Below are 25,093 nucleotides of genomic sequence, written 5' to 3'. Positions count from 1 at the left end.
GCCAGGGCGTCGGCCATACGGCGGGGGCGGCTACGCAGGTCGGTGCTGTCGGTCTTCACCGCCAAAGGCTCCAGCCACGTCTTCAGCTGCATCTTCAACTCCGGGTCGAGCAGCCCGCTGACGCGGCCCATCCCATCCGCAGTCTCGGAGATCGTCAGGTGCTGGCGTTCGGTCTTGGCCGCCGCCCGCGCCAACCTCCCGCCCGGATCGATCGTCTCGATGATGGTCTGACCGGCGCGGGCCACGTCCTCCACCGTCGACGCCGACGCCTGCGCCAACTCCACCAGGATCGGCTCCGCCAGTTCGGTCTCGGCGTCATCCAAATGCCGGGTGGCGGACGCGATCGTCGCCGCATACCCGAACGACAGACGGCCCGAGGCGAACAGACCAGCGGTGCGGGGTAGGCGCGGCAGTTGCCGGGAGAGTGTGACACGTTCCCCGGCACGGGCGGCGCGTGACCCAGTGGCGGCTGCCAGCCACGCTCCGATCGACCGCCGCCCGAACAGATGGTGGCCTTTACCCGCTTCGGCTATCGGGAGGCGGGTAGCGATCGCGGCTTCGGCCAGATCGATCGCCCGTGCCAGGGCGACGATCTCCGCCATCGCCACCTCAACCTCGACCTCGGCACCAGCACCGGAACCGGCCCCAGCGCCAGCCTCAGCCCCAGCGCCGGCCACGGTCTCGCCCGACACCTTTGCCGCGGCCAGCCGCTCAGCACGAGCCAGTAAATCGATGACGTCGCGTCCGGCCAGTTTCAGGTCGGGCCAGTCCGCTACCCGGCTATCACCACCAGCACCATCCTGGCCGTCACCACCTGCAGCCGGGCCATCACCCTCGAAGCCCTGGCCAGCGCCCCGGTCATCAGCGCCCCGGCCATCGGCGGCAGCATCTCCACCGGCCCACCGGTCACCACGCCGACCCGAACCCTGTGCGTCTGTGTCCTGCGGGGCGCGGCCCGGACGCTGCTCATCCTCGCGAACGCGGCCCACGCCCAGCTGCGCCTCGCCCAAGCGGTGCCGGCCTTGCCCATCCGAGTCCCGTCGGCCCGAGCCGTTCCGCTGCCGATCATCCCGATCAGCACGCAGGAGACGGTTCGAGGACGGCTTGTCGTGGGTGGGGCGGCGGCCTTGCCAGATCCCGTCCCAGGCCGACAGGTCACCACGGTCGTGCCCGGGCCGCGGTAGCTCGTCCCGACCGGAAGGGGCACCGCCATCGCCTCTGAGGCGCTGCGACTCCTCCCCGCTGTCAGGCTTATGGTCTTCTGGCGCGTCCGGAAGGCCGAGCAGCCGACGTGCCCATGACTGTGCCGTCTCCGGCTCACCGCGCCGCCCACCCCGCCCATCAGAGCGCACCGTGTCGCCCGGCTTGCCGCGCCGCGCAGCTCGCCCCTCGGGGCGGGCCGGGTCGTGTGGGGCGGGATCAGGGGCTCCTTCGCGGCCGCCGAAACCGCGGCCGTCATCGGGGAGCCCGGCGCTGCAAGCGCGGTCGAGGAGCACCGCCCCGTAGGAGTCACCGGAGAAACGATCGGATCCGATGAACGGCGTGTGCCGCCTGGACCCGCGCCGCCGCCGCGGGGACGCGGAAGGCGCGTCAGACGGCCGGGACGGAGGAGCGTCCTCCGGTCCGCGCGACAACAGCACGCCACCCGAAAGCATCATCTCTGCGCACCTCCCCTCCCGGTCTGACGGTCGAGCCTCTGCGAGGATATCGTTCACACGTTCGATAGGCAACTCTAAGTAGTCATGCTTGTACTATTTGTGAGAGCTGTGCATGACATTCCGTTTGGCTGGTATTCGCGAGAGGCGGAGTGGCAGCATTCGTCAAGGCGCACGCGGGCCTCGCCGGACGAGGCCGAGGAAGGCGGTGACGGCGGAAGCAATGGCCGCGGACCGGAAGGGGCGGAGGGCGTCGACGTACGGCTCGGACGCGGGACTCGCTCGGCTCGGGTGCCCCACCGAAGAGCCCGCAAAGGGTGACAGGTACCAGAGCGGGGGCCCCTTCTAGTGACGGACTCCATAGGGTCGTTTTCATGGACAAGATGATCTTCCGGCCGACCGCTCGCGTACTGCTGATCGATCACCTGGACCGGCTTCTGCTCTATCGCGGCCTATTGCTCCAGGTCGAGAGCCCCCACTACGCGTGGTTCACCCCCGGGGGTGGTATCGAGCCTGGAGAAACCCCACAGCAGGCGGCGGCCCGGGAGCTGCGGGAAGAGCTTGGTCACGTGGTGACCCCTCAGGCCCTGGGAAGGGCGGTGGCGACGAGCTCAGGGACATGGTCCACGCACGGCGAGGTCTTTTCCGGACGTGACTCCTACTTCGTGCTACGCGTACACGACCTGAAGGTGGACACCTCCGGTATGGACGTGCAAGAACGTTCGGTGACCGATCGTTTCCACTGGTGGACGCTGTCGGAGCTGACGTCGGCGACCGAGCCGGTGGTGCCTGCGGGGCTCGCTCCGCTTTGGACGCGCCTCCTCGATGGACGCCCGTTGCGGGAGCCGGCTCTCTTGCCATGGCATCTACCAGGCGACCAGCGCCCTTGATCGGGCCATCCCTCGCCAGGGGTCGGGCGTGTGCCTAATACTCCAGCCGTAGATCGTGATCTTGTGAGTGGGGGCGCCGCTGATATGGCGCGGCCACCATTGACCATCTCGACGAGACCGGCCGCGCCATCGGCGGCGTCCATCCCTCTCTGCCTACTTGAGTCCACCGAGACGAAGGGCATCCTCGATCTCGCTGAGCTTCGCGGACGGCAGGACGCCCGCCTGCCCGATCAGGTCTTCCCTGGCCAGGGTGACCAGCCAAGTGCAAGGGATGAGGTCGGGACGTGGAAGTGCGACTCTCAGGACGCCTTCGAGAGGCAGTCCTTCGGGGGCACCTACTGCCACCTCAACGGCCACGCCGCTGAGATCGGTGCCCGCGGGAGCGACGACCTGCATCGCCAAGAAACCGGACGCCTCTTCTCCCGACAGCAGTACGACTGCCCGCTGCTCGTTGAAATCTGCCCACCAGACTTCGCCACGTCGCATGTGTCCTCCTGATACGGGACGGCGCGCCTGCGTCGCCCCTTCGACCGCCGCCTACTCCATGCACAGATCGTAATGTTGGCTGGTCAGGGCCGGTGAGAAGACGGCTGCGGCTACCGATGATCATCGTGAGCTGTGTGGACAAACGAAGATCATGCGGCCGCAGCTCACAGCGTAGACCCTGCCCGGTGGCAGGAGGCGTTCGAGGGTCTGATGGGCCGGATAGCGGCGAGGTTCGCGCGGGTAGAACCACGCCTTCGTGCGCGGGACTTCGTGCGCGGGCTGCTGGCGGACCTGCCGCGGAAGAACTGCTGGACAATCGCAGAGTGGGCCGGGGAGGCGAGTCCTGATGGCATGCAGCACCTGCTGGGCCGGGCCAAGTGGGATGCCGATGCGGTACGCGATGACGTACGGGAGTACGTGGTGGAGCATCTGCACGACCCAGATGCGGTCCTGGTCGTCGACGAGACCGGGGACGTGAAGAAGGGCACGCACACCGTCGGGGTGCAGCGCCAGTACACCGGCACCGCTGGCAGGATCGAGAACTCCCAGGTCGCCGTTTATCTCGTCTACGCGGGCCACCGCGGACACGCGGCAGTGGACCGCGAGCTGTACATTCCGCGCTCGTGGACATGCGACCCGGACCGCTGCCGGGCTGCGGGCCTGGACGAGGACACCGTCTTCGCGACCAAGCCGGAGCTAGCCGCCCGCATGATCGGCCGGTTCCTTGACTCCGGGCACCGCGCGGACTGGGTGGCGGGGGACGAGGTCTACGGCGGCAACCCGAAACTGCGGTCCGCGCTGAAAGAGCGCGGGGTCGCCTACGTGCTCGCCGTCGCCTGCTCCCACGAAGTCACCACCGCGGCCGGGAAGTTCCGAGCGGATGCCCTGGCCGCCAAGGTGCCCAAGCGGGCCTGGCAGAAGCTATCGGCAGGGGCCGGCGCCAAGGGGCACCGCTTCTACGACTGGGCCGTCATCAACCTGGCCGAACCCCGGCCCGGCAGCCAGATTCCACCCTTCGGTTCCGATCTTCGTGGTCCAGAATGCGAGGTTTCCCGGGACTCCACTGACACTCCCTGTCAGTGGACCGTCGATAACGTCCCGATCATGAATATTGATGTCGAAGAATTCGTCGACCGCTACGTGGCGGTGTGGAACGAGCCGGATCTTGAGCGGCGCCGCTTGGCGATTGCCGGGCTCTGGGCGGAGGACGCTGTGGAGTCCACCGATTCCGCCCAGTACCGGGGACACCGCGCCCTGCAGGAGCGGGTGACCCAGGCTTATGAGGAGCTGGTCGAGCAAGGCAGGTTCGTGTTCCGGGCTGCAGGAGACGCCGTCGGGCACCATGACGCCATCCGCTTCACCACCTACATGATCCCGGCGGGCGGCGGTGAGATCGCCTGGACCGGGTTCGTCTTCGTCCAGTTGGACGAAGACGGGCGGATCCTGCGGGACTACCAGTTCGGCGACCCGCCGGCCGCCGGAGTGGTCACGGGGAATCCGCCGGGGACCCAGACCGTGGTGGAGGAATTCCTGCGTCGCGGCGGGCAGGGAAACCCTGAGCAGATCGCCGAGATGTACGCGCCCAAGGTCGACTGGCGGGTCAGCTGGCCGATCGAGCACCACCCCGACGTGCCCTGGATCCGCCCCCGATCCACCTGCGCCGACGTCGCCGACCACCACCGCACCTTCAACGAGCACTGCCCACCTGCCGAGAGCCGGGTATCGATCGACCACCTGATCGTTGACGGAACCGACGCGGTACTGATCGGCACGAGCTCGCAGCTGGTGAAGCTGACCGGCAAACGGTTCGACATGACGTTCGCGCTGCGCCTCACCATCGAGCACGGCCTGATCACCCGACACCACATGTATGAGGACAGCCTCGCGGTCATAGAGGCGTTCAACCGGTCCTGACTCACCTTGGCCCGGGACACCCCGGGCCAAGGGCGGCAGATCGGGCAAGCATCCGACTGAGCAGCGAAGGCTGCCAGCTACTGGCGCCAGGGGCATCGGCGACCGGGGGTATGCAAAGTACGTAGAAGCAGGCTCACCGACAACAAGATCTGAACGACTCCCTCCGGAACCGTCCGACTCAACATGACGGGCCGCAGGTCAGCACGGACCTCCGCCAACTTCATTTGGACGGGATAAAGACCTCGCTGGCCCAGCGGCTTACCCTGCACGTCAACGAGCACTTGCCCCAAGCGGTCACGGTCCATGTGCGTTACCACGGCCGGTTCGCTTACGTCGAAGGACAGCTCACCAATGGCGGCAGCTGCCCCTGATGCGACTGCGCTACGGAGGCTCGGCCACCTCTTGGGGGCTGGCCATCCACGCCCCGAGCAAAGACCCCTACGAGGCCGCTCCCTGGTTCAGCGGCAGCCCGCAGAACGCCCTGAACCTGGTCTGCGACCTGTATGTCACCAGCATCGACACTTAAACGCCGACGCACGACCGGCCTCAGTCCGCCAACTCCCGAGGGACTTCCCGGCCGGACCACTAAGCGCCGGCGTCCCGCAAGCCCCCGAGCAGTCGCACTCGGGACCGCAAGGAGTCGTCAGGTATCGGAGCCCCGGGCGCCGCTCAGGTTGATTTCAGCTCCGTCGACCTACCCTCCTCCTGGCGGTCGGTGCGAGGGCCGGCCCCCACAGCGTTGCCGATCGACTCCGGGGGCGCGCACGCGGCGTTCGGGGCGTCCCACGGGGGTGCGCCTCCCGCGAACGGGGAGGGAACGTGAAGAAACTTCCGCAGATCACCCTGGCCTTCTGGGTCATGAAGATCGCGGCGACGACTCTGGGGGAGACAGGCGGTGACCTGCTCGCCCAGACATTGAACGTCGGCTATGCCGTCGGCTCGCTGATCCTCGTCGGGCTGTTCCTGATCAGCCTCGTGACGCAGTTGAGGGCGCGAGCGTTCCACCCGGTGCTCTATTGGACCGTGATCCTCTCGACGAGCACGGCCGGGACGACCATGTCTGACTTCATGAACCGCACCGTCGGGCTCGGCTACGCCAGGGGCGCCCTGATCCTGGTCACGGCGCTCGCCGCGGTGTTCGTCGTCTGGCGGTTCAGCGGCCAGCCGTTCCAGGTCGAGCGGATCAGCACGTTCAGGGGCGAGATGTTGTACTGGACCGCGATCCTGTTCTCGAACACGCTGGGCACCTCTCTCGGTGACTACCTGGCCGACGACTCCGGCCTCGGCTATTCGGGAGGGGCACTCCTGATCGGCGGCCTGCTGGCGTCGATCCTCGCCGCCAGATACTTCACCCGGACCTCCCGCACGCTGCTGTTCTGGACGGCGTTCGTTCTCACCCGCCCGCTCGGCGCCACGGTGGGCGACTTCTTCAGCAAGCCCGTCGTCAAGGGCGGTCTCGGATACGGGACGATCGGCTCCTCGCTGGTGCTCGTCGGCGTCCTGGCCGCGCTGATCCTCTACACGATGTGGCGGCAGCGGGCGGCGGCGCCGCTGTCGGACACGGAGCGGTCGATGGGCGCCCCCGGGTGACGACGGAGGGCTCGGCGCCTCGTGCCGCGAGGAGCCGGTGCTCGCGAGGCGTCGCCCGGAAGGACGCGAAGGACGCGAAGGGCCCGGAGAACGCGAGGGACCCGAAGGACGCTAGGGACGCGAAGGAACAGGTGGCGCAGGTCACCCCGCGGGCAGCCTGACCACGAACCGGGCGCCCTCCGCGGACGCGGCCAGGTGGATGTCGCCCCCGGCAGCCCGGGCCAGACGCCGGGCGAGGGCGAGCCCGAGCCCGGCGCCGTCGTGTCCGTCGGCGGGGTCCGCCCGCCGTCCCGGCTCGAAGACGGCCGGGCCGACGCCGGCCGGCACCCCGGGCCCGTCGTCGGCGACGGCCACCTCGGCGCCGCCGGGGACGCGGGCGCACTCGATCGTGACCGTCCGTACGGCGTAGCGGCGGGCGTTGTCCAGCAGCGGGGCCAGGATGCGCTCCGCGACGGGCGCGGCGACCCCGGCGGCCACGGCGTGGCCGCGGACGACCACGGGGGCCGCCTGCGGGTGCTCCTCGGCGGAGCGCCGGGCGAGGTCGTGCGCGAGGTCGAGCAACGCGCACCGCCCGGGGGTCGGCGCCGCGCGGGTGCGGGCCTCGGAGAGCAGGGTTTCGCAGATCTGCCACATTGTCGCCGCCGACGACGCGATCACCGCGTGGGAGGTCCGCTGCTCCGCCGCGGTGCGGGGCCGCGCGGCCAGCCAGTCGGTCTCCGCGACGATGCGGGCCAGCGGGGTGCGCAACTCGTGCGAGAGCTCGGCGGACTGCCGCTGTTCGTGGCGGAGAACGGCGGCCAGCCGGTCGAGCAGCTCGTCGAGGTTGGTGGCGAGCGAGGCGAGCTCCTCCGGGCGCCCCGCCACGCCGAACCGTTCGGCCGCTCCCCGCTCGCTCCAGCTCGCGGCCTGGGCGCTCATCTCGGCGACCGGCCGCAGGGCCCGGCTGACGATCGCCCGGGTGACCAGATACACCACGCCGAGAAAGAGCAGTCCGAGCACCGCTGAGCCGACAAGGGTCGCATGCGCCATGGTGCGGTACGGATCCAGGCCGACCGAGGCGACGACCGTCCCGACCTGCCGGCGGTGGTCCGATCGGGCCAGGACCGGCAGGGCGTAGAGCCGGGATACGTACGGGCCGACGGTCTCCACGAAGATCTCGCGGTGGTTCGCGAGCCGGTCGGCCTCGCGCTGGAGTCGCCGGGGCGCCGCGGGACGCTCGATGGCGCGGGCGCCCTGGTAGATCCAGATGCCGGTGTCCAGCGCCCGGTCGTCCGCGGGTTCGTGGATGACGATGGCGCCATCCGGCCGCGTCTCCAGGGTGGCCGCCACCGCCGCCGCCCGGGTCCGCAGCAGGTCGTCGGCCTGGGCCCCGAGGCGCGCGGACAGGGTGACGTTGAAGGCGCCGGCGAGCAGGCCCACCCAGACCGCCGTGGTGACCAGGGCGAGCAGGGCGAGCCGACCGCGAAGTGTGCACGGCAGCGGGACGCGCCGTGCCGGGATCGTCCGCGGCCATTTCATGCGAAGCGGTAACCCACGCCCCGCACGGTGTCGATGCCGAGCGGGCTGTTCACCTCACGCAGCTTGCGCCGTAGCCGCGCGAGGTACTGGTCCAGGGTGTTGTCGCTGACCTGGGCGCCCGTCGGCCAGGCCGCGCGCAGCAGCGCCCGCCGGCGTGTCACCGCCCCGGGGGAGGCCATCAGGCAGGCCAGCAGCCGGAACTCGGTGGGGGTGAGGGCGACCGGCACCCCGTCGACCTCCAGGAGATGCCGGGCCGGGTCGAGTCGCACCCCGCTGACCTCGACGGACAGCTCCCGTCCGGCCCGGCGGACGGCCGCGTGGATCCGGGCCGCGAGTTCGGCCAGGTGGAACGGCTTGCTCAGGTAGTCGTCGCCACCCGCCGAGAAGCCGGAGAGCCGGTCGGTCAGGTGGTCGCGCGCGGTAAGGAAGATCACAGGGGCGTCGACGCCCGTCGCCCGCATCGCCTGGCAGACGTCGCGACCATCGGAGTCAGGCAGGCCGATGTCGAGAACGACCGCGTCCACCCGGTCTCGGACGGCCCGCAGCGCCGCCGCCCCGTCGGCGGCGGTGAGCACCTCGAAGTGCTCCTCGTGCAGGCCGCGGGCGAGTGCGTCGCGAAGCCGGTGGTCGTCCTCGACGACCAGGACACGGTAGACCGTCACCCGGCCAGTATCACCTGCCTCCGCGGTGTTCGCCGGGCCGTTGTGGTGCGACTTTCCGGTCGCGTACAGGTGCGGGCGGCCGGACGCCGGAGCCCGGGCGGCTCACCGGCGAGGCCCGGAACCTCAGGTGCCGTCGTCCGCGCTCCCCGAACGCCGGTGATCCGCCGGGCGCCCGAGGCGACGCGACCCCCGGCCGAGACGGCGATCGACGCTGCCCCGCAGCGCGATGACGGCCGAGGTTCCGGCGGCGCCGGCCAGCAGCGCGCCGATCACGTCGGTGGGGTAGTGGACGCCGAGATACATGCGCGCGAACGCCTGCGCGGCCACCAAGACGGCGCCGACGGACACGACGAGGGGAAACCGGCGGGTGCCGGCGGCGAGGAAGGCCGCGGCGACGACCAGTGAGAGTGTCAGGGTGACGTGCCCGCTGGGAAAGCTGTCGTGACCGATCTCGTGAACGAGCTGGTCCGCCGCCGGCGGGCGCGGCCGGGCGATGATCTGCTTGAAGACCGAGCTGGTGGCCCAGCCGATCGCGACGATCAGCGTGACCAGCACGGCCGTACGGGCGCGTCCCATCAGGACGAGCGTGACCGCGAGCAGCACGACGATCGTGAGCCCGGCCACGGGGCCGAAGGCGACGTTGAGGACATCGGCGATCACCGTCAGAGCCGGGGTGCGCAGTGTCTCTATGGCCTCGTCGGCGCGCAGGTCGTGTTCGGTGACCAGCGGCGTACGCGCGGCGACCCCGAGCAGGCCGGTCGCGACGACGAGGACCGCCGGCATACGCAGACGCTTGATGAGCACGGAACTCCTTGGTCGCGGATCGAGCCGGAGACGCCTCACCCACGCCGTCACGACACCGCGCGGGCCGTCGGGACGGCTTCGTGGAAGGGTGCGCCCGGTGGAGAGCCGAAGCCTCTGATCAGGGCATAGGCGAGCATATGCCACGGCCGTCATGCGGCGAGGGAGCCGGGCACGCCGTTCGGCGATCGGGCCGCCGACCCGGTGCGGGGCCTCCTCGGCCGGCCGCCCCTGCGGCCGCCCCTACGGGGGACCCTGGCGTGGCTCGGCGAGGAGCCCGAGCCCTCCGCCTTCTCGCACATGCCCCTGAAGGGCTCGCCGCACACTTTCGGCGACCTCGACCCGGCAACCGCCTCCGAGATACTCACCGACCTCGAAGCGGTCATCGCCAAGTAACGGGGGCTGGGCTTGATCGATGAGACGGCCCCCGGGTGTCGTGCCGAATTCTGGCCGAATTCCGCACGGCACCCGGAGGCCGTCGCGGTTCGCCTCAGGCGCCCGGCCGGCCGCGCCGCTGCCAGAGGGTGTCGAGGGCGAGCGTCCCGCCTCCGCTGAAGCCGATCGCCACGGCCGCCACGGCGAGGGCGAGGACGAACTCGTAGCCGCCCTTGTCCACGGTGAAGCCGTTCCCGCCGTGGACGAAGGCGATCGCGCCGAGCATGTCGAGCGCGAGCAGGGTCCCGGCGACCGGCAGGGCGGCGCCGAGGATGAGGGCCGCGCCGCCGGCCAGCTCCAGCACGGTGACCGCCGGCGCCGCCAGGCCGGGCAAGGGGATTCCGATCTGCTCGAAGAACGCCGTGGTGCCGGGCAAGCCCATGGCCGTGAGCTTCTGCCAGCCGTGGACGAGGAAGATGACCCCGATGCCGACCCGGCCGATCAGCAGGGCGACGGGTCGAATCCGCGTGAGCATGGAAGTCCTTTCGTTCGAATTTGTACCAAACCTAGCGGCTGGTTCAAATTTGAACAAACCGTAGACTGGGGGAGTGACGGAACCCCCTTGGCTCAACGCGCGGGAGATGGACGCCTGGCTGGCCTACCTCACCGCGTCGCACCTGCTGGAACGCCGCATCGAGGAACAGCTCAAGGCCGACTCGGGTCTGACCCACTCGCAGTACGAGATCCTCACCCGGCTTTCATCCGCCCCGGGTCAGAGGATGCGGATGACCGAGCTGGCCCGCCTGGTGGTCGTCTCCAAGAGCGGGCTCACGTACCAGGTCGGCCAGCTCGAGAAGATCGGGCTGGTCGAGCGGGTCTCCTGCCCCTCGGACGAGCGGGGTGTCATGGCGGTGCTCACCGGTGAGGGTCTGCGCTGCCTGGAGAAGACCGCGCCGGGTCACCTGGCCGTCGTCCGCGCCTTCTTGATCGACCACTTCGGCCCGGACGAGCTGACGTCCATGACGCGGATCATGCGGAAGGTGGCGTCGGCGATGGGGGCCGCCGTGCCGCCTTCCGGGACATCCGTCGGACCTGGAGAGGGGTGAGTCGGCCGGGTGCGGCCGGCACGCCCCCGGTTCAATCGATGATCGCGGTGGCTTCGACCTCGACCAGATGGTCGGGCGCGTGCAGGGCCGCGACGCCCAGCAGCGTGGCCGGCGCTACCGGGGTGACCCCCAGCTTCGCGGCCGCCCGAGTGATCCCCTCCAGGAGCAGGGGCATCTTGTCGGGGGTCCAGTCGACGACATAGACGGTCAGTTTCGCCACGTCGTCGAAGGAGCCGCCGATCTCGGCCAGGGCGGTGCCGATGTTGAGGTAGCACTGCTCGACCTGGGCGGTGAGGTCGCCTTCGCCGACCGTGACCCCGTCGGCATCCCAGGCGACCTGCCCGGCGATGAAGACCAGCTTCGAGCCGGACGCGATCGACACCTGGTGGTAGACATCGATTTCCGGCAGCCCGCCGGGGTTCACCAGAGTGATGGTCATGCTGTCTGTCTCCTTGTCATGAGAAGTCCGTTTGTCAGGCGAAGCCCGTGGGCTCGTTTCCGCGGAACCGAGACGTGTGTGCTCTCTTGCGGTTACTCAGGAACTGTAGGAGAGTGTCCGCTGACATGGAAGAACGCACTTTTCAGTGACTGGGGAACCCAATGGTGACCAAGCAATTCGACGGCTCGCTCAACGACGCGGACCTGACGCGCGCGGACTCTTTGGCGCGGGAGATCTTCTCGGATGTCGCCAACAAGTGGGCGTTCCTGATCATCGAGTCCATCGGTGAACACACCCTGCGTTTCAGTGAGTTGCGTAACGAGATCGAGGGCATCAGCCACAAGATGCTCACCCAGAATCTGCGCATGCTGGAGCGCAACGGTCTGGTCGAGCGGAGTGTGTACGCCACCGTGCCGCCGCGGGTCGAGTACACGCTCACCGAGCCGGGCCGGGCTCTGCGCGCGACCGTCGATGGAATGTGCGCCTGGACCCAGCAGTACCTCGGCCACATCGAGGCCTCCCGCCGCCGCTTCGACGCCTGACGGACGGAGTGCTCGTACGCGAAGCCGGCGCCGCCGCCCGCGCCTTCGTCGTCGTTGTCGCCGACCACGTGCGGGCCCGCGGCTACGCCCCCGCTGAGCAGAGGCGGCAGGCGGGTCCTCACCGCGCGTCCGAGCGGTGACCGCTTGTCCCGGGGAGCCGCTAGCCTGGACTTTGGTATACCAGTAACTCGCGCAGGCGTCGCTGCCATCGCCCCGGGAACGCGGAGAGGGCTTCCGCCACTCGGGGCAACGGCGGACCGGCCCCGTACGCCCGAGTCGCCCACCCTCGCGCCCTGGGAGAGCCCCGTATGCAGAGCAGCCGTTCCCACCCCTCGGTGTTGGCCGATGTCACGCTCCCGGACGGCCGGCGGGCCGACGTGTCCCTCCGCGACGGTCTCATCGCGTCCATCCGCGAACGCGCCTCGGACGGCGGGGCGCCCGTCGAAGACGTCCGGGCGGCCGGAGACGTCGGCGACGACCGCGTGGACCTGGGCGGCGCGCTGCTGCTCCCCGCCTTCGTGGACGGCCACTCCCACCTGGACAAGACGTTCCTCGGAGCGCCCTGGCAGCCGCACGTCCCAGGCGGCACGATCCGCGAGCGGGTCGACGCCGAGCTCCAGACGCGCCGGACACTCACCGTCCCGGTCGCCGAACGCGCCCTGCGGCTGGCCCATCGCATGGTGGGGCACGGCACCGGTCACACCCGGTCCCACGTCGACGTCGACCCCGAGGCCGGCCTGGCGAACCTGCACGCGGTGCTTGAGGTCCGCGAGCGCGTCCGCGACCTGATGACCGTACAGATCGTCGCGTTTCCGCAGAGCGGCGTGATCACCGCGCCCGGCGTGCCCGACCTGCTGGACGCGGCGCTGCGCGAAGGCGCCGACCTCGTCGGCGGCCTCGACCCGCACGGCTTCGACGGCGACGTGGACGGGCAGCTCGACGTCGTCTTCGGGCTCGCCGAGCGGCACGGCGTCGGCGTCGACATCCACCTGCATGATCCGGGCGAGATCGGGGCCGGGCAGCTGCGGGACATCGCCGCCCGCACCGCCGCGCTCGGACTGCGCGGCCGGGTGACGGTGAGCCACGCCTACTGCCTGGGCGAGGTCGCCGACGTCACGCTCGCCCGGACGGCGTCCGCGCTCGCGGCCGCGGGGGTGTCCATCCTCACCAACGGCCCAGCCGGGCCGATGCCGCCCGTCCTGCGACTGCGCGAGGCGGGTGTCCGCGTCTTCGCCGGCTCCGACAACATCCGCGACGCGTGGTGGCCGTACGGCACGGGCGACATGCTCGAACGGGCGACGATCATCGGTCTGCGCGACGATCTGATGACCGACGACGAGTTGCGCGTCGCGGCCTCGCTCGTCACCACGGAGGCCGCCGCCGCTCTGGGCCTGGACCGCTACGGGCTGGAGCCCGGCAGCCGCGCCGACCTCGTCGCCGTCGCGGCGGCGAGCGTCGCCGAGGCGGTGGCCGCGCACCCCCGGCGCCTGATGGTGATGCACGCCGGGCGTGTCGTGGCGACCGACGGCTGCCCGGTGGCGGGACTGCCCGCCCCCGAGCCCGGCGTCCAACGGGCCTGGTAGCCCGCGATGCCTTCGCTGACCGACGGGCGCGGCTCCGTCGTGCCCTCCCGGCCTTCCCGCGGCCGGGCTCGCGGTACCCGCGCGCTGAGCGTCAAGGCCGCGGCCGCCGGTGGCGGGTCAGTGCGCTCCGGCGGCGCGGAGCAGGCCGGCCACCGCGGTCTGCCCCTTGGCGACGGCGTGGCCGAGCGGGGTGACGCCGTCGCGGTCGGCGAGGTCGACGTCGGCGCCCGCGGCGACGAGCATCCGGACGATCTCCTGGTAGGGCGGGCCGCCGTCGCCGAGGATGACGGCCTCCAGCAGGCCGGTCCAGCCGAGGTCGTTGACGTGGTCGACGTCGATTCCGGTCTTCAGCACCTCGCGGACGTAGTCCACGTGCCCGCGCTCGCAGGCGGGGATGAGGGAGACGCCTCCGTAGCGGTTGCGTACGGTCAGGTCGGGGCCGGCGGGCAGGAGGGCGTTCAGCATCGCGACGCTTCCGGTGACGCCGGTGACCAGCCAGGGCGTGTCGCGCCGGGAGTCCTGCGCGTTCGGGTTCGCGCCGGCCGCGACCAGCACCTCGGCGACCTCGACGTGGTCGGCCGCCGCGGCGAGCAGCAGGGCGGTACGGCGGAGCCTGTCGCGGGCCTCGATGTCGGCCCCGGACGCGAGCGCGTCCCGGACGCCCGCGGCGTCACCGCGCGCGGCGCGCGCCAGCAGTTCCTCGTTGAGCACACTCTCTCCTTTCACCGTGCGGCCGCCGCAGGCCGCGAGCAGCAGACTGAGCGCGGAGACCAGGATCGCCCGGCGCTTCATCCATATCGTCCTTCCGTGCTCTCGCCACCGGACGCGGCGCCGGAAATCCGGCGCCGTCCGGCGCTTCAACGGTGTCATGCGTGACCGCTCATTCTCGCGCCGGCCGTCCGTGGCGGACTTCTCAGCGGAGTCGGCCGGCGACGGCCTTGAGACCCGCCTGGGCGATGGCCTCGTCGATGTCGCCGCTCGGCGCCCCGCCGACGCCGACGCCCGCGATGGGGGCGCCCTCGGAGGTGACGGGAACGCCGCCGCCGAGGAAGAGGGTGCCCGGGATGTCGGCGATGGACGGGCCCCCGCCGGTCACGCCCTTGCCGAGCTCGCTGGTCGTCCTGCCGAAGGAGACCGCGGTGAAGGCCTTGCGCCGGGCCGACTCCTCGGTCTGCGGGCCCGCGCCGTCGCCCTTCAGCACGAGCCGGGTCGCGCCGGATCGGTCGACGATCACCACGGTCACGCGCTGCTTCTGCTTGGCGGCCTCCTTCATCGCGGCGTCGGCGATCGTCAGGGCGGCGTCGGCGGAGAGCGCGCCGGTCTGCACGACGGCCTGCGCGGCGCGGCCGTTCTCCGCGGGGGCGGCCTGGGCGGGTGCCGCGCCGAAGGCGCCGGCGATGAGGGCGAGCCCCGAGAGCGTGCCGGCGATCAGGCGGGTGCGAGGGGAGGCAGTCATCGTTTCTCCAGTTCAGCGTGGTGAGGTCGGGCGCACTCAAGGCTTCCAGGGGAGCGGCCGCGGAGCATCGCGAGCATGGGCGATTCCCGGGGGCCGGGCGGTTGAGACGGCGGTCAACCGATCGGTTGACGCGCCGCCGTACGGGCGGGGCGGACCCTCGGCAGCGGACAGCGTCGGAACAAACCGGACAACCGGACAAGGAGCGCGATGAGGGAGCGTGGCTGGCTGAACTGGGCGATGCATGCGGGGTTCTACCTGCTGCTCGCCGCCTCCGCCCTGCGGCTGGTGACCCGGCACGACATGGGACCGCGTACGGTCGCCTCGCTGGCCGTCGCCGGCCTGCTCGCCCTGGCCTACGCGCTCGGGGTCGTCCTCTGGAGCCGCCTCGGGCGCAGGCGCCTCGTCTGGCTGGGAGGGGTGGCGGCGGTCTGGCTCGCGCTCGTGGTGCTCGCGCCGTCGTTCAGCTGGTGCGCGGTACCGCTGCTCTTTCTGTGTCTGCGGTCGCTGAACGCGCGCGGCTTCGCGGTGGCCGCGGCCGCCCTCACGCTGGTCGTGATCGCGGCCCAGCTCGAGATCGCCCGGGAGGTGGACCTCAGCCTGGTCCTCGCGCCGATCGGCGTCGCCGCCATGACGGTGGTGATCTTCTGGGAGCTCCAGCGCGAGAGCGCCGCCCGGCAGCTCCTCATCGACGACCTGATCAGCACCCGGGGGACGCTGGCCGACTCCCGGCACCGTACCGGCATGCTGGAGGAGCGCGAGCGGTTGGCCAGGGAGATCCACGACACCCTCGCGCAAGGGCTGACCAGCATGGGCATCCTCCTCCAGGCCGCCGACCGCGTGTGGGCGTCCGACCCCGAGCTGGCCCGCGCCCACGTACGGCGGGCGGCCGCGGCCGCCGAGGAGAACCTCGACGAGGCCCGGCGGTTCGTCCGCGACCTCCGGCCCCCGGGCCTGGTGGACGTCTCGCTGCCCGAGGCGCTCGCCCGGCTCTGCGCGAGCGCCGGCGACGCCGCCGGGCCGCGGGTCCGCTTCCGCCGGGAAGGCGCGCAGTACGCGCTGGAGCCGGACGTGCAGGCGGCGCTGTTCCGGGTGGCACAGGGGGTGCTGGCCAACGTCCGCGACCACTCGCGCGCCGGCACGGCCACGGTGACCCTGTCCTACCTCGACGGCGAGGTCACGCTGGACGTCTTCGACGACGGCGTCGGCTTCGCCGCGCCGACCCCCGCGCCGGGCCGGGGATACGGGCTGCGGGCGATGCGCGACAGGCTGGCGGAGGTGAACGGCGTCCTGGTCGTCGAAAGCGTCCCCGGCGAGGGCACGGCGGTCGCGGCCACGGTCCCCACCGAGTGCCCGCGCAGCGTACGAACAGGCGTCACGGACGGCGCGACGAGCCGGGGGGAGACGCGATGAGGCTGTTCCTGGTGGACGACCACCCGGTGGTCCGGGCGGGGCTGGCGGCGCTGCTCGGCGGCGAGGACGACATGGAGATCGTCGGCGCGGCCGCCGACGGAGGCGAGGCGCTGCGCGGCATCGCGGCGCGGAAGCCGGACGTCGTGCTCATGGACCTGCAACTCGGTGACGGCGTCGACGGCGTCGAGGTCACCCGGCGGATCCGGGAGCTGCCCTCGCCGCCGCGGGTCCTGGTGCTGACGACGTACGAGAGCGACGCGGACATCATGCGGGCCGTCGACGCGGGGGCCACCGGCTATCTGCTCAAGGCGTGCCCGCCCGAGGAACTGTTCCAGGCCATCAGGGCCGCGGCCAGGGGTGAGACGGTGCTGTCCGCCAAGGTGGCGACCCGGATGATGAACCGGATGCGCGACCCGGGCTCGGCGCTGAGCGCCCGTGAGGTCGAGATCCTGGAGCTGCTGGCCGGCGGCGCGGGCAACCGGGAGATCGCCCGGCGGCTCTTCATCACCGAGGCGACGGTCAAGACCCACCTGGTGCACATCTACCGCAAGCTCGGCGTGGACACGCGTACCGCCGCCGTCACCGCCGCGGTCGAGCGACGCCTGATCAGGCTCCACTGACCAGGCTCCACTGCCAGGCGTCCCGCGACGACGCGACGACCTCCGGACTCCCCGGGGGCGCTCCGGGCGGGCTCGGACGACCCAGGATGCGATACTGGTATACCAAAAACTTTCGAGGGAGATCGCGATGACGAACCACACCGCCGATGCCGGCCCCCGTACCGTCGCCGGTGCCTCCGCCACCGTCTTCCGCGACGTACGCCCCTTCGGCGGGCCCGCCGTCGACCTGATCGCCGTGGACGGTGTGCTGGCGGACGCCGTCCCGGACGGCGCCGTGGTCGAGTACGTCGACGGGGGCGGACGGCTGGCCCTGCCCACGCTGGTGGACACGCACATCCACCCCGACAAGACGGCCTGGGGCGAGCCCTGGCACAGCCGCCGGCCGGCCCGCGGCATCGCCGAGTACGTGGCCGGGGATGTGGAGCTGCACCGCGCCCTGCCCACCCCGGTCGCCGAGCGCGCGCGGCGGCTGATGGCGCACGCCGCCGCGCAGGGCACGCGCGCGATGCGCGCCCACGCCGACGTGGCGCCCGCGTACGGGCTGAAGGGCGTCCTCGGCGTGGCCGAGGCGCGCGAGAAGCTGCGCGGCGTCCTCGACGTGCAACTCGTGGCGTTCCCGCAGCACGGCGTGGAGCGGGCGCCCGGCGCCGCCGAACTGCTGGAGGAGGCGGCCGCCGGCGGCCTCATCGACGCGGTGGGCGGGATCGACCCCGCGGGCTTCGACTCAGGCGACGGCACGTCCGGGGAGAACCGGCAGCTCGACCTCGTCTTCGGGATCGCCGAACGGCACGGGCTGGCGGTCGACATCCACCTGCACGACGTCGGGGAGCGAGGCCTCGGCCCGCTGCGCGACATCGCCGCGCGGACCGAGGCGCTCGGCCTGCGGGGGAAGGTCACGATCAGCCACGCCTTCGCGGTCGCCGCCCTCTCCGGACGGGAGCTGGACGCGACGGCGGACCTGCTGGCCTCGGCGGACATCGCGCTCACCACGGTCGCGCCGTCGGCGAAGACCGTGCTGCCCTTCCGGCGGCTGGCCGAGCGCGGCGTGCGGGTCGGTCTCGGCTCGGACGGCGTACGCGACAACTGGAGCCCGTACGGCAACGCGGACATGCTCCACCGCGTCTGGCTGCTGGGGTGGACCCGTGGCGTGCGCCTCGACGAGGAGCTGGAGGCGTGCTTCCGGCTGGCGGCGGACGGCGGCGCCGAGCTGCTCGGGCTGCCGAAGGCGGATCTGCGACCGGGGGCGCCCGCCGACTTCATGCTGGTCGAGGGCGAGTGCCTGCCACAGGTCGTGATCGACCTGCCGCGCCGCGACGTGGTGGTCCGGGCGGGACGCGTTGTGGCCCGCGACGGCCGGCTCGTCTGAGTGCCCGCGAACGGAGGCGCCGCCGGCCCGGGTGGCGCCTCCCGTCGTCACGGTTTGGGGCCGCGCCGCCGGGTTCGGGTGGCCGTGATCGGGTTGAAGCGCGGATCGCTCCATTCCTCGGCCATGCGCATCGACAGCTCGCGGCCCGCGGCGGCGTGCGCGCGGGCGAGCGTGCCGGCCTTCTCTGAGTCGCGCGCGGCGATCGCCTCGAACAGCTGGGCGTGCTCGGCGCACTGCCGGCCGGGGTCGCGCACGGAGGTCAGGCGGAAGAGCCAGCGCAGCTTGGTGGCGAGCGGATCCATGATCGACTGGAGGAGCGCGTTGCCGGAGGCGTTGACGACCTCGGTGTGAAAGGTGGCGTTGGCGAGGGCCAGGCCGCGCTCGTCTCCGCGCGCCCGCGCGTCCTCCGCCGCCCGCAGGGGTTCGCGCAGGCGGGACAGGATGCTCTCGTCGGCACGTTCGGCGGCACGGCGGGCGGCCAGTTCTTCGAGGTATTCGCGGATGTCGAACAGGTCGGAGACGTCGGCCGGGGTGAAGGGGCTGACCAGCGCCCCCTGGCGGGGGACGAGGATGACGAGCCCCTCGTCGTGCAGCCGCCGCAGCGCCTCGCGCAGGGGGATGCGTGAGATGCCGAGCTCGGCGGCCACATCGCGTTCGACGATCCGGCGGCCGGGGTGCCACCCGCCCTCGACGATCCGCTCGCGTATCGCCTCGTAGGCGAGGTCGCGCAAAGAGCCGGGAGCGGGTGTGGGCTGGTTCATCTCCCGGCAGATTGTGCCCGCGCCGAAGGTATACCGCAAGGTAGTGGCCTACCAGCTGCGTCGACGGCGCACCCGAGACGGGGCTGCCGGACGTGCCGCCGGCGCAGGTGGTGGACCGCTCAATCGCTTTTCGGGCGGTGCCTCCCGACGTCCGCCCCCGGGTGATCCGCGGCCCATCGAGCGGGGTGGCGGCCGGAGCGGGCACCTGACTCGACCTTCCCAAGGCATCAGGGAGGGCTCGTTTGGTTTGACATGTTACGACAAATCCAGAAAAGTAGATGCAACTTCATGCCTGGGGTCGACCGGAAAGGGGGACGTCGTGGACCCGCTGACCGTGCACAAGGCACTGGCCAACCCCGCACGCCTGCAGTTCCTGCGCTGGCTGAAGACGCCTGCGGAGTACTTCGACGAGAGCGCCTACCTCCGGCAGGGCCTGGGATTCCACATCGGGGTCTGCGTCGGTGACATCCAGGCCCGGTCCGGCCTCTCCCAGTCCGTGGTCTCCGGCTACCTGCAGACGCTCAAGGATGCCGGGCTGCTGGAGTCCGAGCGGATCGGTAAGTGGACGTACTACCGGCGCAACGAGCAGGCCATCGCCGCCTACGCCGCGTACGTCCGCGACGAGCTCTGACCCCGGGGCGCCCCCGGGCCGGGGGCGCACCTGCGGCGCCCCCGCCTGATTGCGGCGGTGTCGCACGGCATCCTCACGCCGATTCATTTCTACAAAAACAGATACGTAGATCCATGGGGTCGCGTCACACGAAAGCTGATCATGAGAAGAAGTTCGTTGTCCCTCCTGACGCTCGCCCTGGGCGTGTTCGGCATCATCACGACCGAGATGGGCATCGTCGGAGTGCTTCCCCAGATCGCGGCCAGGCTGGACGTCAGCACGTCCATGGCGGGGTTGCTCGTCGGCTCCTTCGCGTTCGTCGTCGCCGCCTTCGGCCCCTTCATGACACTCGCGGCGTCCCGCATCGACCGCAGGACCGTACTGGCGGCGACCATGGCCGTCTTCGCCGTCTCGAATGCCGTCTACGCGCTGACCGCGTACTTCGAGGTGATGCTCGCCTTCCGCATCATCCCCGCGCTCCTCCACCCGGTCTTCTTCTCGGTCGCGCTGGCGGCGGCCGTCCGGCTGGCCCCGGCCTCGGACCCGGCCCGCGCGGCCGCGCGCGTCTTCGCCGGAGTCACCGTCGGCTTCGCCTTCGGCGTCCCCGTGACGTCCTACCTGGCCGGGCACGTCACCCTTCAGGCCGCGTTCTGGTTCGGCGCGGCCGTCAGCCTGGTCGCGTTCATCGGCATCCTGTGCTTCCTTCCCGCGATGCCCGCCGACGAGCGGATCTCCTACCGTGCTCAGCTGGGTGTGCTGCGCAGCCCCGGGATGTGGCTGTCGATCCTGTCCGTCATCTGCGTGTTCGCGGCGATGTTCTCGGTGTACGGCTACTTCGCCGAATACCTGGGCGCCGTCACGGCGATGAACGAGTCGTGGGTCAGCGCGATGCTGCTGGTGTTCGGCATCGTGATGATCTTCGGCAACTTCGCCTTCGCGGCGCTGCTGCGGTCCGGCGTCGTCCGTACCGTGCTCGCCTATCCCGTCCTTTGCCTCGCCGTTTTCGCCCTGGTGTTCGCCCTCGGCCCGCGCTTCGCGCCGATGATCGCGGTTGTCGCGCTTTGGGCGGCCGTCCACTCCGGAGGCCTCATCGTGTGCCAGACCTGGCTGGGCCGCGACGCGCGCGACGCCCCCGAGTTCGGCAACGCCCTGTTCGTCTCGTTCTCCAACCTGGGCATCACCGTGGGCACCGGGGTCGGAGGCTGGACCCTGGCCGCCTTCGGTACCCGCCTCCTTCCTTGGACCGGCGCCGCGTTCGCCCTCGCCGCCGGGGCGGCCATCCTCGCGCGTCTGGCGTTGGCCAAGCGCACCCAGGTGCGTGCCGGGGCCGAGAGCACGGAACCTGCGCCGGCCTGGTGACGACCTGCCGCCCGCCGCCCACCGGCCTGGCGTAGTCGCCGGACATCGAGGAGAACCCGCCCGCGCGGCGGGAGGAGTGTCGGGCCGCGCGCTCTAGCACCACGCGCTCGCGCCGCGACAGCCGCCCGTCCAGTGCCAGAAGCACCAGGTCGGCGACGTCCTCGGGGCGGTACCGCCGATCCAGCGACCCGTGCAGCTCGGCCAGGATCTCCCGCCGCCTCTGGTCGCCGTCCTCGTCCGTACGGAACGTCATGCGCGCCATGATCCCGGCTCGTACGGTGCGACTTCGACTGGTTTGGTGGGGAACGCCGAGGCTTCCCCCCGCTCGCCGACGTCGGTGATGGGGGAGTGGTGTCGTCTTGGACCACAATGACAGCTTCCGCGAGTTCATGCGCAGAGGGGATGCAGAGCATGGCATACGATCCGGAGCTCGCCGACCGCGTCCGCGAGGCGTTGTCCGAGGAGGCCGACGTGCGCGAGGTGAAGATGTTCGGCGGCCTCGCCTTCATGGTGAACGGCAAGCTGGCGGTCGGCGCCGACAGCCATGGCCGGCTCAAGCTCCGATGCGATTCCGACCGGGTCGAGGAGCTGCTCCGGCGCGAGGGGGCGTTCTGGCCCGAGATGCGCGGCCGGAGAATGAGTAAGGGCTGGCTGGTCGTCGACGCCGGCGGCACCGAGTCCGACGAAGCCTTCGACTCGTGGATCCGGGAAGCCCTCGACTACAACGAGAAGGAGGCCGCGGGTGAGTGACGCCAGGGAAGACGCCGCGTTCGACGGCTCCCCGCCGGAGTTCGACGATCTCGGCCGGGCCGTCTCCGTCCCCACGCGGGTACGGCGGGTGGTCTCCCTTGTCCCCTCGCTGACCGAGGCCGTCGCGGCCACCCGGCGGGAGGTGCTCGTCGGGGCCACCGACTGGTGCAGCCATCCCGCCGACCTCGACGTCATGAGGGTCCGCGGGACCAAGAACCCCGACCTCGCCGTGATCACATCGCTTCGCCCGGACATCGTGCTGGCCAACTTCGAGGAGAACCGGCACGTCGACCTCGAGGCGCTGCGCGGCGCGGGCGTCCCGGTCTGGACGACCGCGATCCGCACCGTGGACGAGGCGCTGACCTCGTTGGAGCGCATGCTCACCCTGGCCTGCCGGCTTCCCCGCCCCGCCTGGCTGGAGGAGGCGGCGCGGGCATGGGCCGCGCCGGCGCCGACCCTCCGGCGGCGTGCCGTCATCCCCGTGTGGCGGCGTCCCTGGATGGTCGTCGGCCGAGACACCTTCACCGGAGACGTGCTGGAGCGGCTGGGGATCGACAACGTCTTCGCCTCGCATCCGGAGCGGTATCCGAAGATCCCCCTCGCCGACATCATGGCCGCGCGGCCCGAGCTGGCCGTCCTGCCCGACGAGCCGTACCGCTTCACCGCGGACGACGGGCCGGAGAGCTTCCCCGGCGTCGACGCGGCCCTGGTCAGCGGCCGTCATCTCACCTGGTACGGCCCCTCGATGGCCGACGCGCGGCGTGTCCTCGCGGACCAGCTGGGGCTTCCGCTCACCGGCGCCTGATCCGCGCGCCCTGCTGTGGGGATGTCATGAGCGGCGAGGAACCTCGCCGACCAATGGCTTGACCGTGTAACCGGCGGCACGCACGGCGAATGCGCCGGGGGCGAGGAGAACGAGGACGCGGGAGATCACGCGACTACGTGTCGTCGCCCGCCTCACCTGCGAGGGCCGCGCGGAGTTGAGCCACCGACGGGGCACCGGAGACGCCTCCGGCGTCGCGGTACAGGCGACATGCGAGTCCTGCGGGTTGCCCCGGCCGGGCGAATGGGTCACGCCCGTTGACCAGGATCGTGGGCGAACCGCGCATGCCGAGTTCCTGCGCCTGGCGGTGATCGGTCACGACGTGGCGGGCGACGTGGATCTCCGGACGCCCGGACAGCGCCTCGGCCAGGCGTTCCTCTATCAGGGGCAGATTGGGGCAGCCGGGGACCGTCAGCAGCATCACGTCCATGACGTGACCCTAGCTGCCCGGGGGGGACCGGCTGGTCGTGCGGCGCACGCCCGACGCTGCCGCCGCGGCACGTCGGCGGACGTGCTTCAGCTCGCCGGACTGGAGACGGCCCGCCTCACCGCGGGCCGGGTGCCGGCATCAGAGAAGGCCGGCGTCGCGCACCTTCATCGCGACGCGGACGCGGTTGTCGGTGCCCAGCTTGGCGAAGATCCGCGTGATGTTGGCCTTCACGGTGGCGACGCTCATGTAGAGACGCTCGGCGATCTCCGCGTTCGAGCTGCCCCGTGCCACTTCGACGGCGACCTCGCGTTCGCGTTCGGTGAGCCTGGCCAGCTCCCGGCGTGCCTCCGGCCGGTCCGGCTCGTGTCTGCCGGTGGCCGCGTCGATCACCTGGTGCATGACGCTCGGGGACAGCACCGGCTCACCCTTCGCCGCCGCCCGGACCGCCTCGATCATCTTCGGGGGAGGGGTGTCCTTCAGCAGGAAGCCGCAGGCTCCGAGCCGCAGGGCGCGCAGCACCATGTCGTCGGCGTCGAAGGTGGTGAGCACGAGGACCCGGGGCGGGTCCGGCTCGGCCATCAGCGATTCGGTGGTGGCCAGACCGTCCTGGATCGGCATCCTGATGTCCATCACCACCACATCCGGCCGCACGTCACGGATCAGCGCCATCGCCTGCCGTCCGTCCCCGGCCTCGCCGACGATCTCCAGGTCGGGGTCCCCGCCGAAGATGAGGCGCAGCCCGGTGCGCACCATCGGGTCGTCGTCCACGATCATCAGTCGGATCACGGCGTCATACCTCCCACGGCAGCCGTACGTCGAGCACGAAGCGTCCGTCCCGGACGGCATGGCTGATGGTGCCTCCGGCCATCTGGGCCCGTTCCGCCAGCCCGACCAGGCCCAGCCTGCTTCCGGGGCCCGCCGACGTCCCCGGTGGCACCGGATTGCTCACCCGGATGTGCAGGCCGCGCCCCGGCCGCCCGTGCAGCCGGGCCGTCACGGGGCTGCCCGGCGCGTGCTTGCGCGCGTTGGTCAGGGCCTCCTGCACGATCCGGTACGCGTGCCGGGCGGTGGGGGCCGGCAGCAGGTCGGCGTCGCGGACGCCGTCGTCCACCTCGACGTGCTGCCCGGCGGCGCGTACCTCGTCGAACAGGTCGCCCACCCGGGACAGGGTCGGCTGCGGCGCCTCCACGGCGCTGTCGCGCCGGAGCGCGCCGAGCACGGCCCGCAGTTCGTTCAACGACTGGTGCGCGTTCTCCTGAATCGCCAGCGCGATCCTGCGGGTCTCCTCGGGGCCGAGGTCCGTCCGGTACGCCAGGCCGCCCGCGAGCATCGACAGCAGTGAGACGCGGTGGGCCAGGACGTCGTGCATCTCCTGCGCGATCTTGGCCCGTTCCGCGAACCTGGCCTGCTCGATCCGGTGGAGCTGCTCGCGCTCCGCCGCCAGCGCCGCCTCCCGCTGCGATGCGGCGAGATCGCGCCGTCCGCGCAGGTACAGGCCGAAGACCGTCAGCCCGCCGAGGAGGACGGTCCCGGTCGTCACGGAGACGACGGCCGCCTGGCCGATGCCGTACCAGGCGGCCTGCCCCGCCAGGCACAGCCACGAGACGGCGGCGGCCAGGACGATCTGGCGCGGGCGCCGGTGCGTGCACAGGGACACGTACGCGACCTGGGCCGGGCCGGCCGCCGTGGTCGAGAACACGGTGAGCAGGGCGGTCGCCAGCGCGACCGGCAAGGGCCGGTGTCGTCGCCGGCGCATCAGGACCAGCCCGGCCACTCCCATCGCCACGTCGGCCGCGGCCGGCAGGAGCCGGTCGGGCTCCCGGAGGACGAGCCAGGCCAGGATGACGCCGTAGAACAGCATCGGGACCACGGCGCAGAGATAGCGCAGCGCGACATCCGTCCGGTCCAGGGGTGGCTGGTCGTCCGTACGGTCATGCACGCGCCACA

The 25,093-nt window shown here is 71.4% G+C and carries 28 protein-coding genes and 1 pseudogene; 15 read left to right on the top strand and 14 right to left on the bottom strand.

What is annotated here, in order from left to right; translation table 11 throughout:
- The coding region (locus tag AWQ71_RS42835; RefSeq protein ID WP_169806676.1) for a DUF222 domain-containing protein at positions 1 to 602 on the bottom strand (602 nt) is incomplete at its 3' end.
- A 170-nt stretch (positions 603 to 772) separates the two neighbouring features.
- Positions 773 to 1,081 (bottom strand): hypothetical protein, encoded by a 309-nt coding sequence (locus AWQ71_RS42830; protein WP_067139713.1) that lies wholly within the window; start codon positions 1,079 to 1,081, stop codon positions 773 to 775.
- Between the two features lie 948 nt (positions 1,082 to 2,029).
- On the opposite strand from AWQ71_RS42830, the gene AWQ71_RS31010 reads away from it, so the two are divergent.
- Positions 2,030 to 2,545 carry an NUDIX hydrolase gene (locus AWQ71_RS31010; RefSeq protein ID WP_067139710.1) on the top strand — a complete coding sequence of 172 codons (516 nt, stop codon included), beginning with the start codon at positions 2,030 to 2,032 and terminating at the stop codon, positions 2,543 to 2,545.
- A 153-nt stretch (positions 2,546 to 2,698) separates the two neighbouring features.
- Here the strand turns inward: AWQ71_RS31010 and AWQ71_RS40815 are convergent, their stop codons facing one another.
- Complete coding sequence (locus AWQ71_RS40815; RefSeq protein ID WP_079076564.1) at positions 2,699 to 3,031, bottom strand: type II toxin-antitoxin system PemK/MazF family toxin; 333 nt, start codon at positions 3,029 to 3,031, stop codon at positions 2,699 to 2,701.
- Between the two features lie 210 nt (positions 3,032 to 3,241).
- On the opposite strand from AWQ71_RS40815, the pseudogene AWQ71_RS42825 reads away from it, so the two are divergent.
- The 4 genes and pseudogenes from AWQ71_RS42825 to AWQ71_RS30990 all read left to right on the top strand — a co-directional run.
- A pseudogene (locus AWQ71_RS42825) lies at positions 3,242 to 4,036 on the top strand (IS701 family transposase); the annotation flags it as partial.
- Positions 4,037 to 4,135: 99 nt separating this feature from the next.
- Entirely contained in the window at positions 4,136 to 4,945 is an 810-nt protein-coding gene (locus AWQ71_RS42820; RefSeq protein ID WP_169806677.1) for a nuclear transport factor 2 family protein, read from the top strand.
- 370 nt (positions 4,946 to 5,315) lie between these two features.
- Positions 5,316 to 5,471 (top strand): hypothetical protein, encoded by a 156-nt coding sequence (locus AWQ71_RS43440; protein WP_218002036.1) that lies wholly within the window; start codon positions 5,316 to 5,318, stop codon positions 5,469 to 5,471.
- Positions 5,472 to 5,764: 293 nt separating this feature from the next.
- Positions 5,765 to 6,535, top strand: coding sequence for a COG4705 family protein (locus AWQ71_RS30990; RefSeq protein ID WP_067139705.1), 771 nt, complete (start codon positions 5,765 to 5,767; stop codon positions 6,533 to 6,535).
- Between the two features lie 141 nt (positions 6,536 to 6,676).
- Here AWQ71_RS30990 and AWQ71_RS30985 read toward each other — a convergent pair whose 3' ends face one another.
- The 4 genes from AWQ71_RS30985 to AWQ71_RS30965 all read right to left on the bottom strand — a co-directional run bounded on the left by AWQ71_RS30985 (position 6,677) and on the right by AWQ71_RS30965 (position 10,426).
- Positions 6,677 to 8,053: an ATP-binding protein gene (locus AWQ71_RS30985; protein WP_067139702.1), complete on the bottom strand. Its 1,377-nt coding sequence runs from the start codon at positions 8,051 to 8,053 to the stop codon at positions 6,677 to 6,679.
- The gene (locus tag AWQ71_RS30980) at positions 8,050 to 8,715 is read right to left on the bottom strand and encodes a response regulator transcription factor (RefSeq protein WP_067139699.1); all 666 of its coding nucleotides are present in this window, start codon (positions 8,713 to 8,715) and stop codon (positions 8,050 to 8,052) included. Before AWQ71_RS30980 ends, AWQ71_RS30985 begins: the two co-directional genes overlap by 4 nt.
- A gap of 123 nt (positions 8,716 to 8,838) precedes the next feature.
- A complete protein-coding gene (locus tag AWQ71_RS30975) occupies positions 8,839 to 9,519 on the bottom strand; it encodes a phosphatase PAP2 family protein (protein WP_067139696.1) in 681 nt (226 codons plus the stop codon).
- Between the two features lie 487 nt (positions 9,520 to 10,006).
- On the bottom strand, positions 10,007 to 10,426 hold the full coding sequence (locus tag AWQ71_RS30965) for a DoxX family protein (RefSeq protein WP_067139691.1): 420 nt from the start codon (positions 10,424 to 10,426) through the stop codon (positions 10,007 to 10,009).
- 73 nt (positions 10,427 to 10,499) lie between these two features.
- On the opposite strand from AWQ71_RS30965, the gene AWQ71_RS30960 reads away from it, so the two are divergent.
- Positions 10,500 to 10,997, top strand: coding sequence for a MarR family winged helix-turn-helix transcriptional regulator (locus AWQ71_RS30960; RefSeq protein WP_067139688.1), 498 nt, complete (start codon positions 10,500 to 10,502; stop codon positions 10,995 to 10,997).
- A 31-nt stretch (positions 10,998 to 11,028) separates the two neighbouring features.
- Here the strand turns inward: AWQ71_RS30960 and AWQ71_RS30955 are convergent, their stop codons facing one another.
- Positions 11,029 to 11,436 (bottom strand): RidA family protein, encoded by a 408-nt coding sequence (locus AWQ71_RS30955; RefSeq protein WP_067139685.1) that lies wholly within the window; start codon positions 11,434 to 11,436, stop codon positions 11,029 to 11,031.
- A gap of 161 nt (positions 11,437 to 11,597) precedes the next feature.
- Between AWQ71_RS30955 and AWQ71_RS30950 the strand changes: the two genes are divergently transcribed.
- Positions 11,598 to 11,978, top strand: coding sequence for a winged helix-turn-helix transcriptional regulator (locus AWQ71_RS30950; RefSeq protein ID WP_067139682.1), 381 nt, complete (start codon positions 11,598 to 11,600; stop codon positions 11,976 to 11,978).
- A gap of 308 nt (positions 11,979 to 12,286) precedes the next feature.
- Positions 12,287 to 13,561, top strand: coding sequence for an amidohydrolase family protein (locus AWQ71_RS30945; RefSeq protein ID WP_067139679.1), 1,275 nt, complete (start codon positions 12,287 to 12,289; stop codon positions 13,559 to 13,561).
- Between the two features lie 117 nt (positions 13,562 to 13,678).
- Here the strand turns inward: AWQ71_RS30945 and AWQ71_RS30940 are convergent, their stop codons facing one another.
- Positions 13,679 to 14,353: an ankyrin repeat domain-containing protein gene (locus AWQ71_RS30940; RefSeq protein WP_084259480.1), complete on the bottom strand. Its 675-nt coding sequence runs from the start codon at positions 14,351 to 14,353 to the stop codon at positions 13,679 to 13,681.
- Positions 14,354 to 14,474: 121 nt separating this feature from the next.
- Positions 14,475 to 15,017 carry a GlcG/HbpS family heme-binding protein gene (locus tag AWQ71_RS30935; RefSeq protein ID WP_067139676.1) on the bottom strand — a complete coding sequence of 181 codons (543 nt, stop codon included), beginning with the start codon at positions 15,015 to 15,017 and terminating at the stop codon, positions 14,475 to 14,477.
- Between the two features lie 207 nt (positions 15,018 to 15,224).
- On the opposite strand from AWQ71_RS30935, the gene AWQ71_RS30930 reads away from it, so the two are divergent.
- From AWQ71_RS30930 to AWQ71_RS30920, 3 genes are all read left to right on the top strand, one after another.
- Positions 15,225 to 16,427, top strand: coding sequence for a sensor histidine kinase (locus tag AWQ71_RS30930; RefSeq protein WP_067139673.1), 1,203 nt, complete (start codon positions 15,225 to 15,227; stop codon positions 16,425 to 16,427).
- Positions 16,424 to 17,047: a response regulator gene (locus AWQ71_RS30925; protein ID WP_067139670.1), complete on the top strand. Its 624-nt coding sequence runs from the start codon at positions 16,424 to 16,426 to the stop codon at positions 17,045 to 17,047. The genes AWQ71_RS30930 and AWQ71_RS30925 overlap by 4 nt, the downstream gene beginning before the upstream one ends.
- A 127-nt stretch (positions 17,048 to 17,174) precedes the next feature.
- Positions 17,175 to 18,413, top strand: a complete 1,239-nt coding sequence (locus AWQ71_RS30920) for an amidohydrolase (protein ID WP_067139668.1) — start codon at positions 17,175 to 17,177, stop codon at positions 18,411 to 18,413.
- 47 nt (positions 18,414 to 18,460) lie between these two features.
- Here AWQ71_RS30920 and AWQ71_RS30915 read toward each other — a convergent pair whose 3' ends face one another.
- A complete protein-coding gene (locus AWQ71_RS30915) occupies positions 18,461 to 19,174 on the bottom strand; it encodes a GntR family transcriptional regulator (RefSeq protein WP_067139665.1) in 714 nt (237 codons plus the stop codon).
- 319 nt (positions 19,175 to 19,493) lie between these two features.
- On the opposite strand from AWQ71_RS30915, the gene AWQ71_RS30910 reads away from it, so the two are divergent.
- From AWQ71_RS30910 to AWQ71_RS30895, 4 genes are all read left to right on the top strand, one after another.
- Complete coding sequence (locus tag AWQ71_RS30910; RefSeq protein ID WP_067139662.1) at positions 19,494 to 19,805, top strand: ArsR/SmtB family transcription factor; 312 nt, start codon at positions 19,494 to 19,496, stop codon at positions 19,803 to 19,805.
- Between the two features lie 156 nt (positions 19,806 to 19,961).
- A complete protein-coding gene (locus tag AWQ71_RS30905) occupies positions 19,962 to 21,143 on the top strand; it encodes an MFS transporter (protein WP_218002035.1) in 1,182 nt (393 codons plus the stop codon).
- Between the two features lie 411 nt (positions 21,144 to 21,554).
- The gene (locus tag AWQ71_RS30900; protein WP_067139781.1) at positions 21,555 to 21,893 is read left to right on the top strand and encodes a TfoX/Sxy family protein; all 339 of its coding nucleotides are present in this window, start codon (positions 21,555 to 21,557) and stop codon (positions 21,891 to 21,893) included.
- Positions 21,886 to 22,698, top strand: coding sequence for a helical backbone metal receptor (locus tag AWQ71_RS30895; protein ID WP_067139659.1), 813 nt, complete (start codon positions 21,886 to 21,888; stop codon positions 22,696 to 22,698). Before AWQ71_RS30900 ends, AWQ71_RS30895 begins: the two co-directional genes overlap by 8 nt.
- 133 nt (positions 22,699 to 22,831) lie before the next feature.
- On the opposite strand, the gene AWQ71_RS30890 is transcribed toward AWQ71_RS30895, so the two are convergent.
- The 3 genes from AWQ71_RS30890 to AWQ71_RS30880 form a co-directional block, all read right to left on the bottom strand.
- The gene (locus AWQ71_RS30890; RefSeq protein WP_067139656.1) at positions 22,832 to 23,146 is read right to left on the bottom strand and encodes a hypothetical protein; all 315 of its coding nucleotides are present in this window, start codon (positions 23,144 to 23,146) and stop codon (positions 22,832 to 22,834) included.
- 138 nt (positions 23,147 to 23,284) lie between these two features.
- Entirely contained in the window at positions 23,285 to 23,932 is a 648-nt protein-coding gene (locus AWQ71_RS30885; protein WP_157570677.1) for a response regulator, read from the bottom strand.
- 4 nt (positions 23,933 to 23,936) lie between these two features.
- On the bottom strand, positions 23,937 to 25,085 hold the full coding sequence (locus AWQ71_RS30880; RefSeq protein WP_157570676.1) for a sensor histidine kinase: 1,149 nt from the start codon (positions 25,083 to 25,085) through the stop codon (positions 23,937 to 23,939).
- Positions 25,086 to 25,093: the final 8 nt, after the last annotated feature.

Origin of the sequence: Microtetraspora malaysiensis (assembly GCF_001528665.1) — a bacterium.
Taxonomy (GTDB): Bacteria; Actinomycetota; Actinomycetes; order Streptosporangiales; family Streptosporangiaceae; genus Microtetraspora_A; species Microtetraspora_A malaysiensis.
This window is presented reverse-complemented; position numbering and strand designations above follow the sequence as displayed.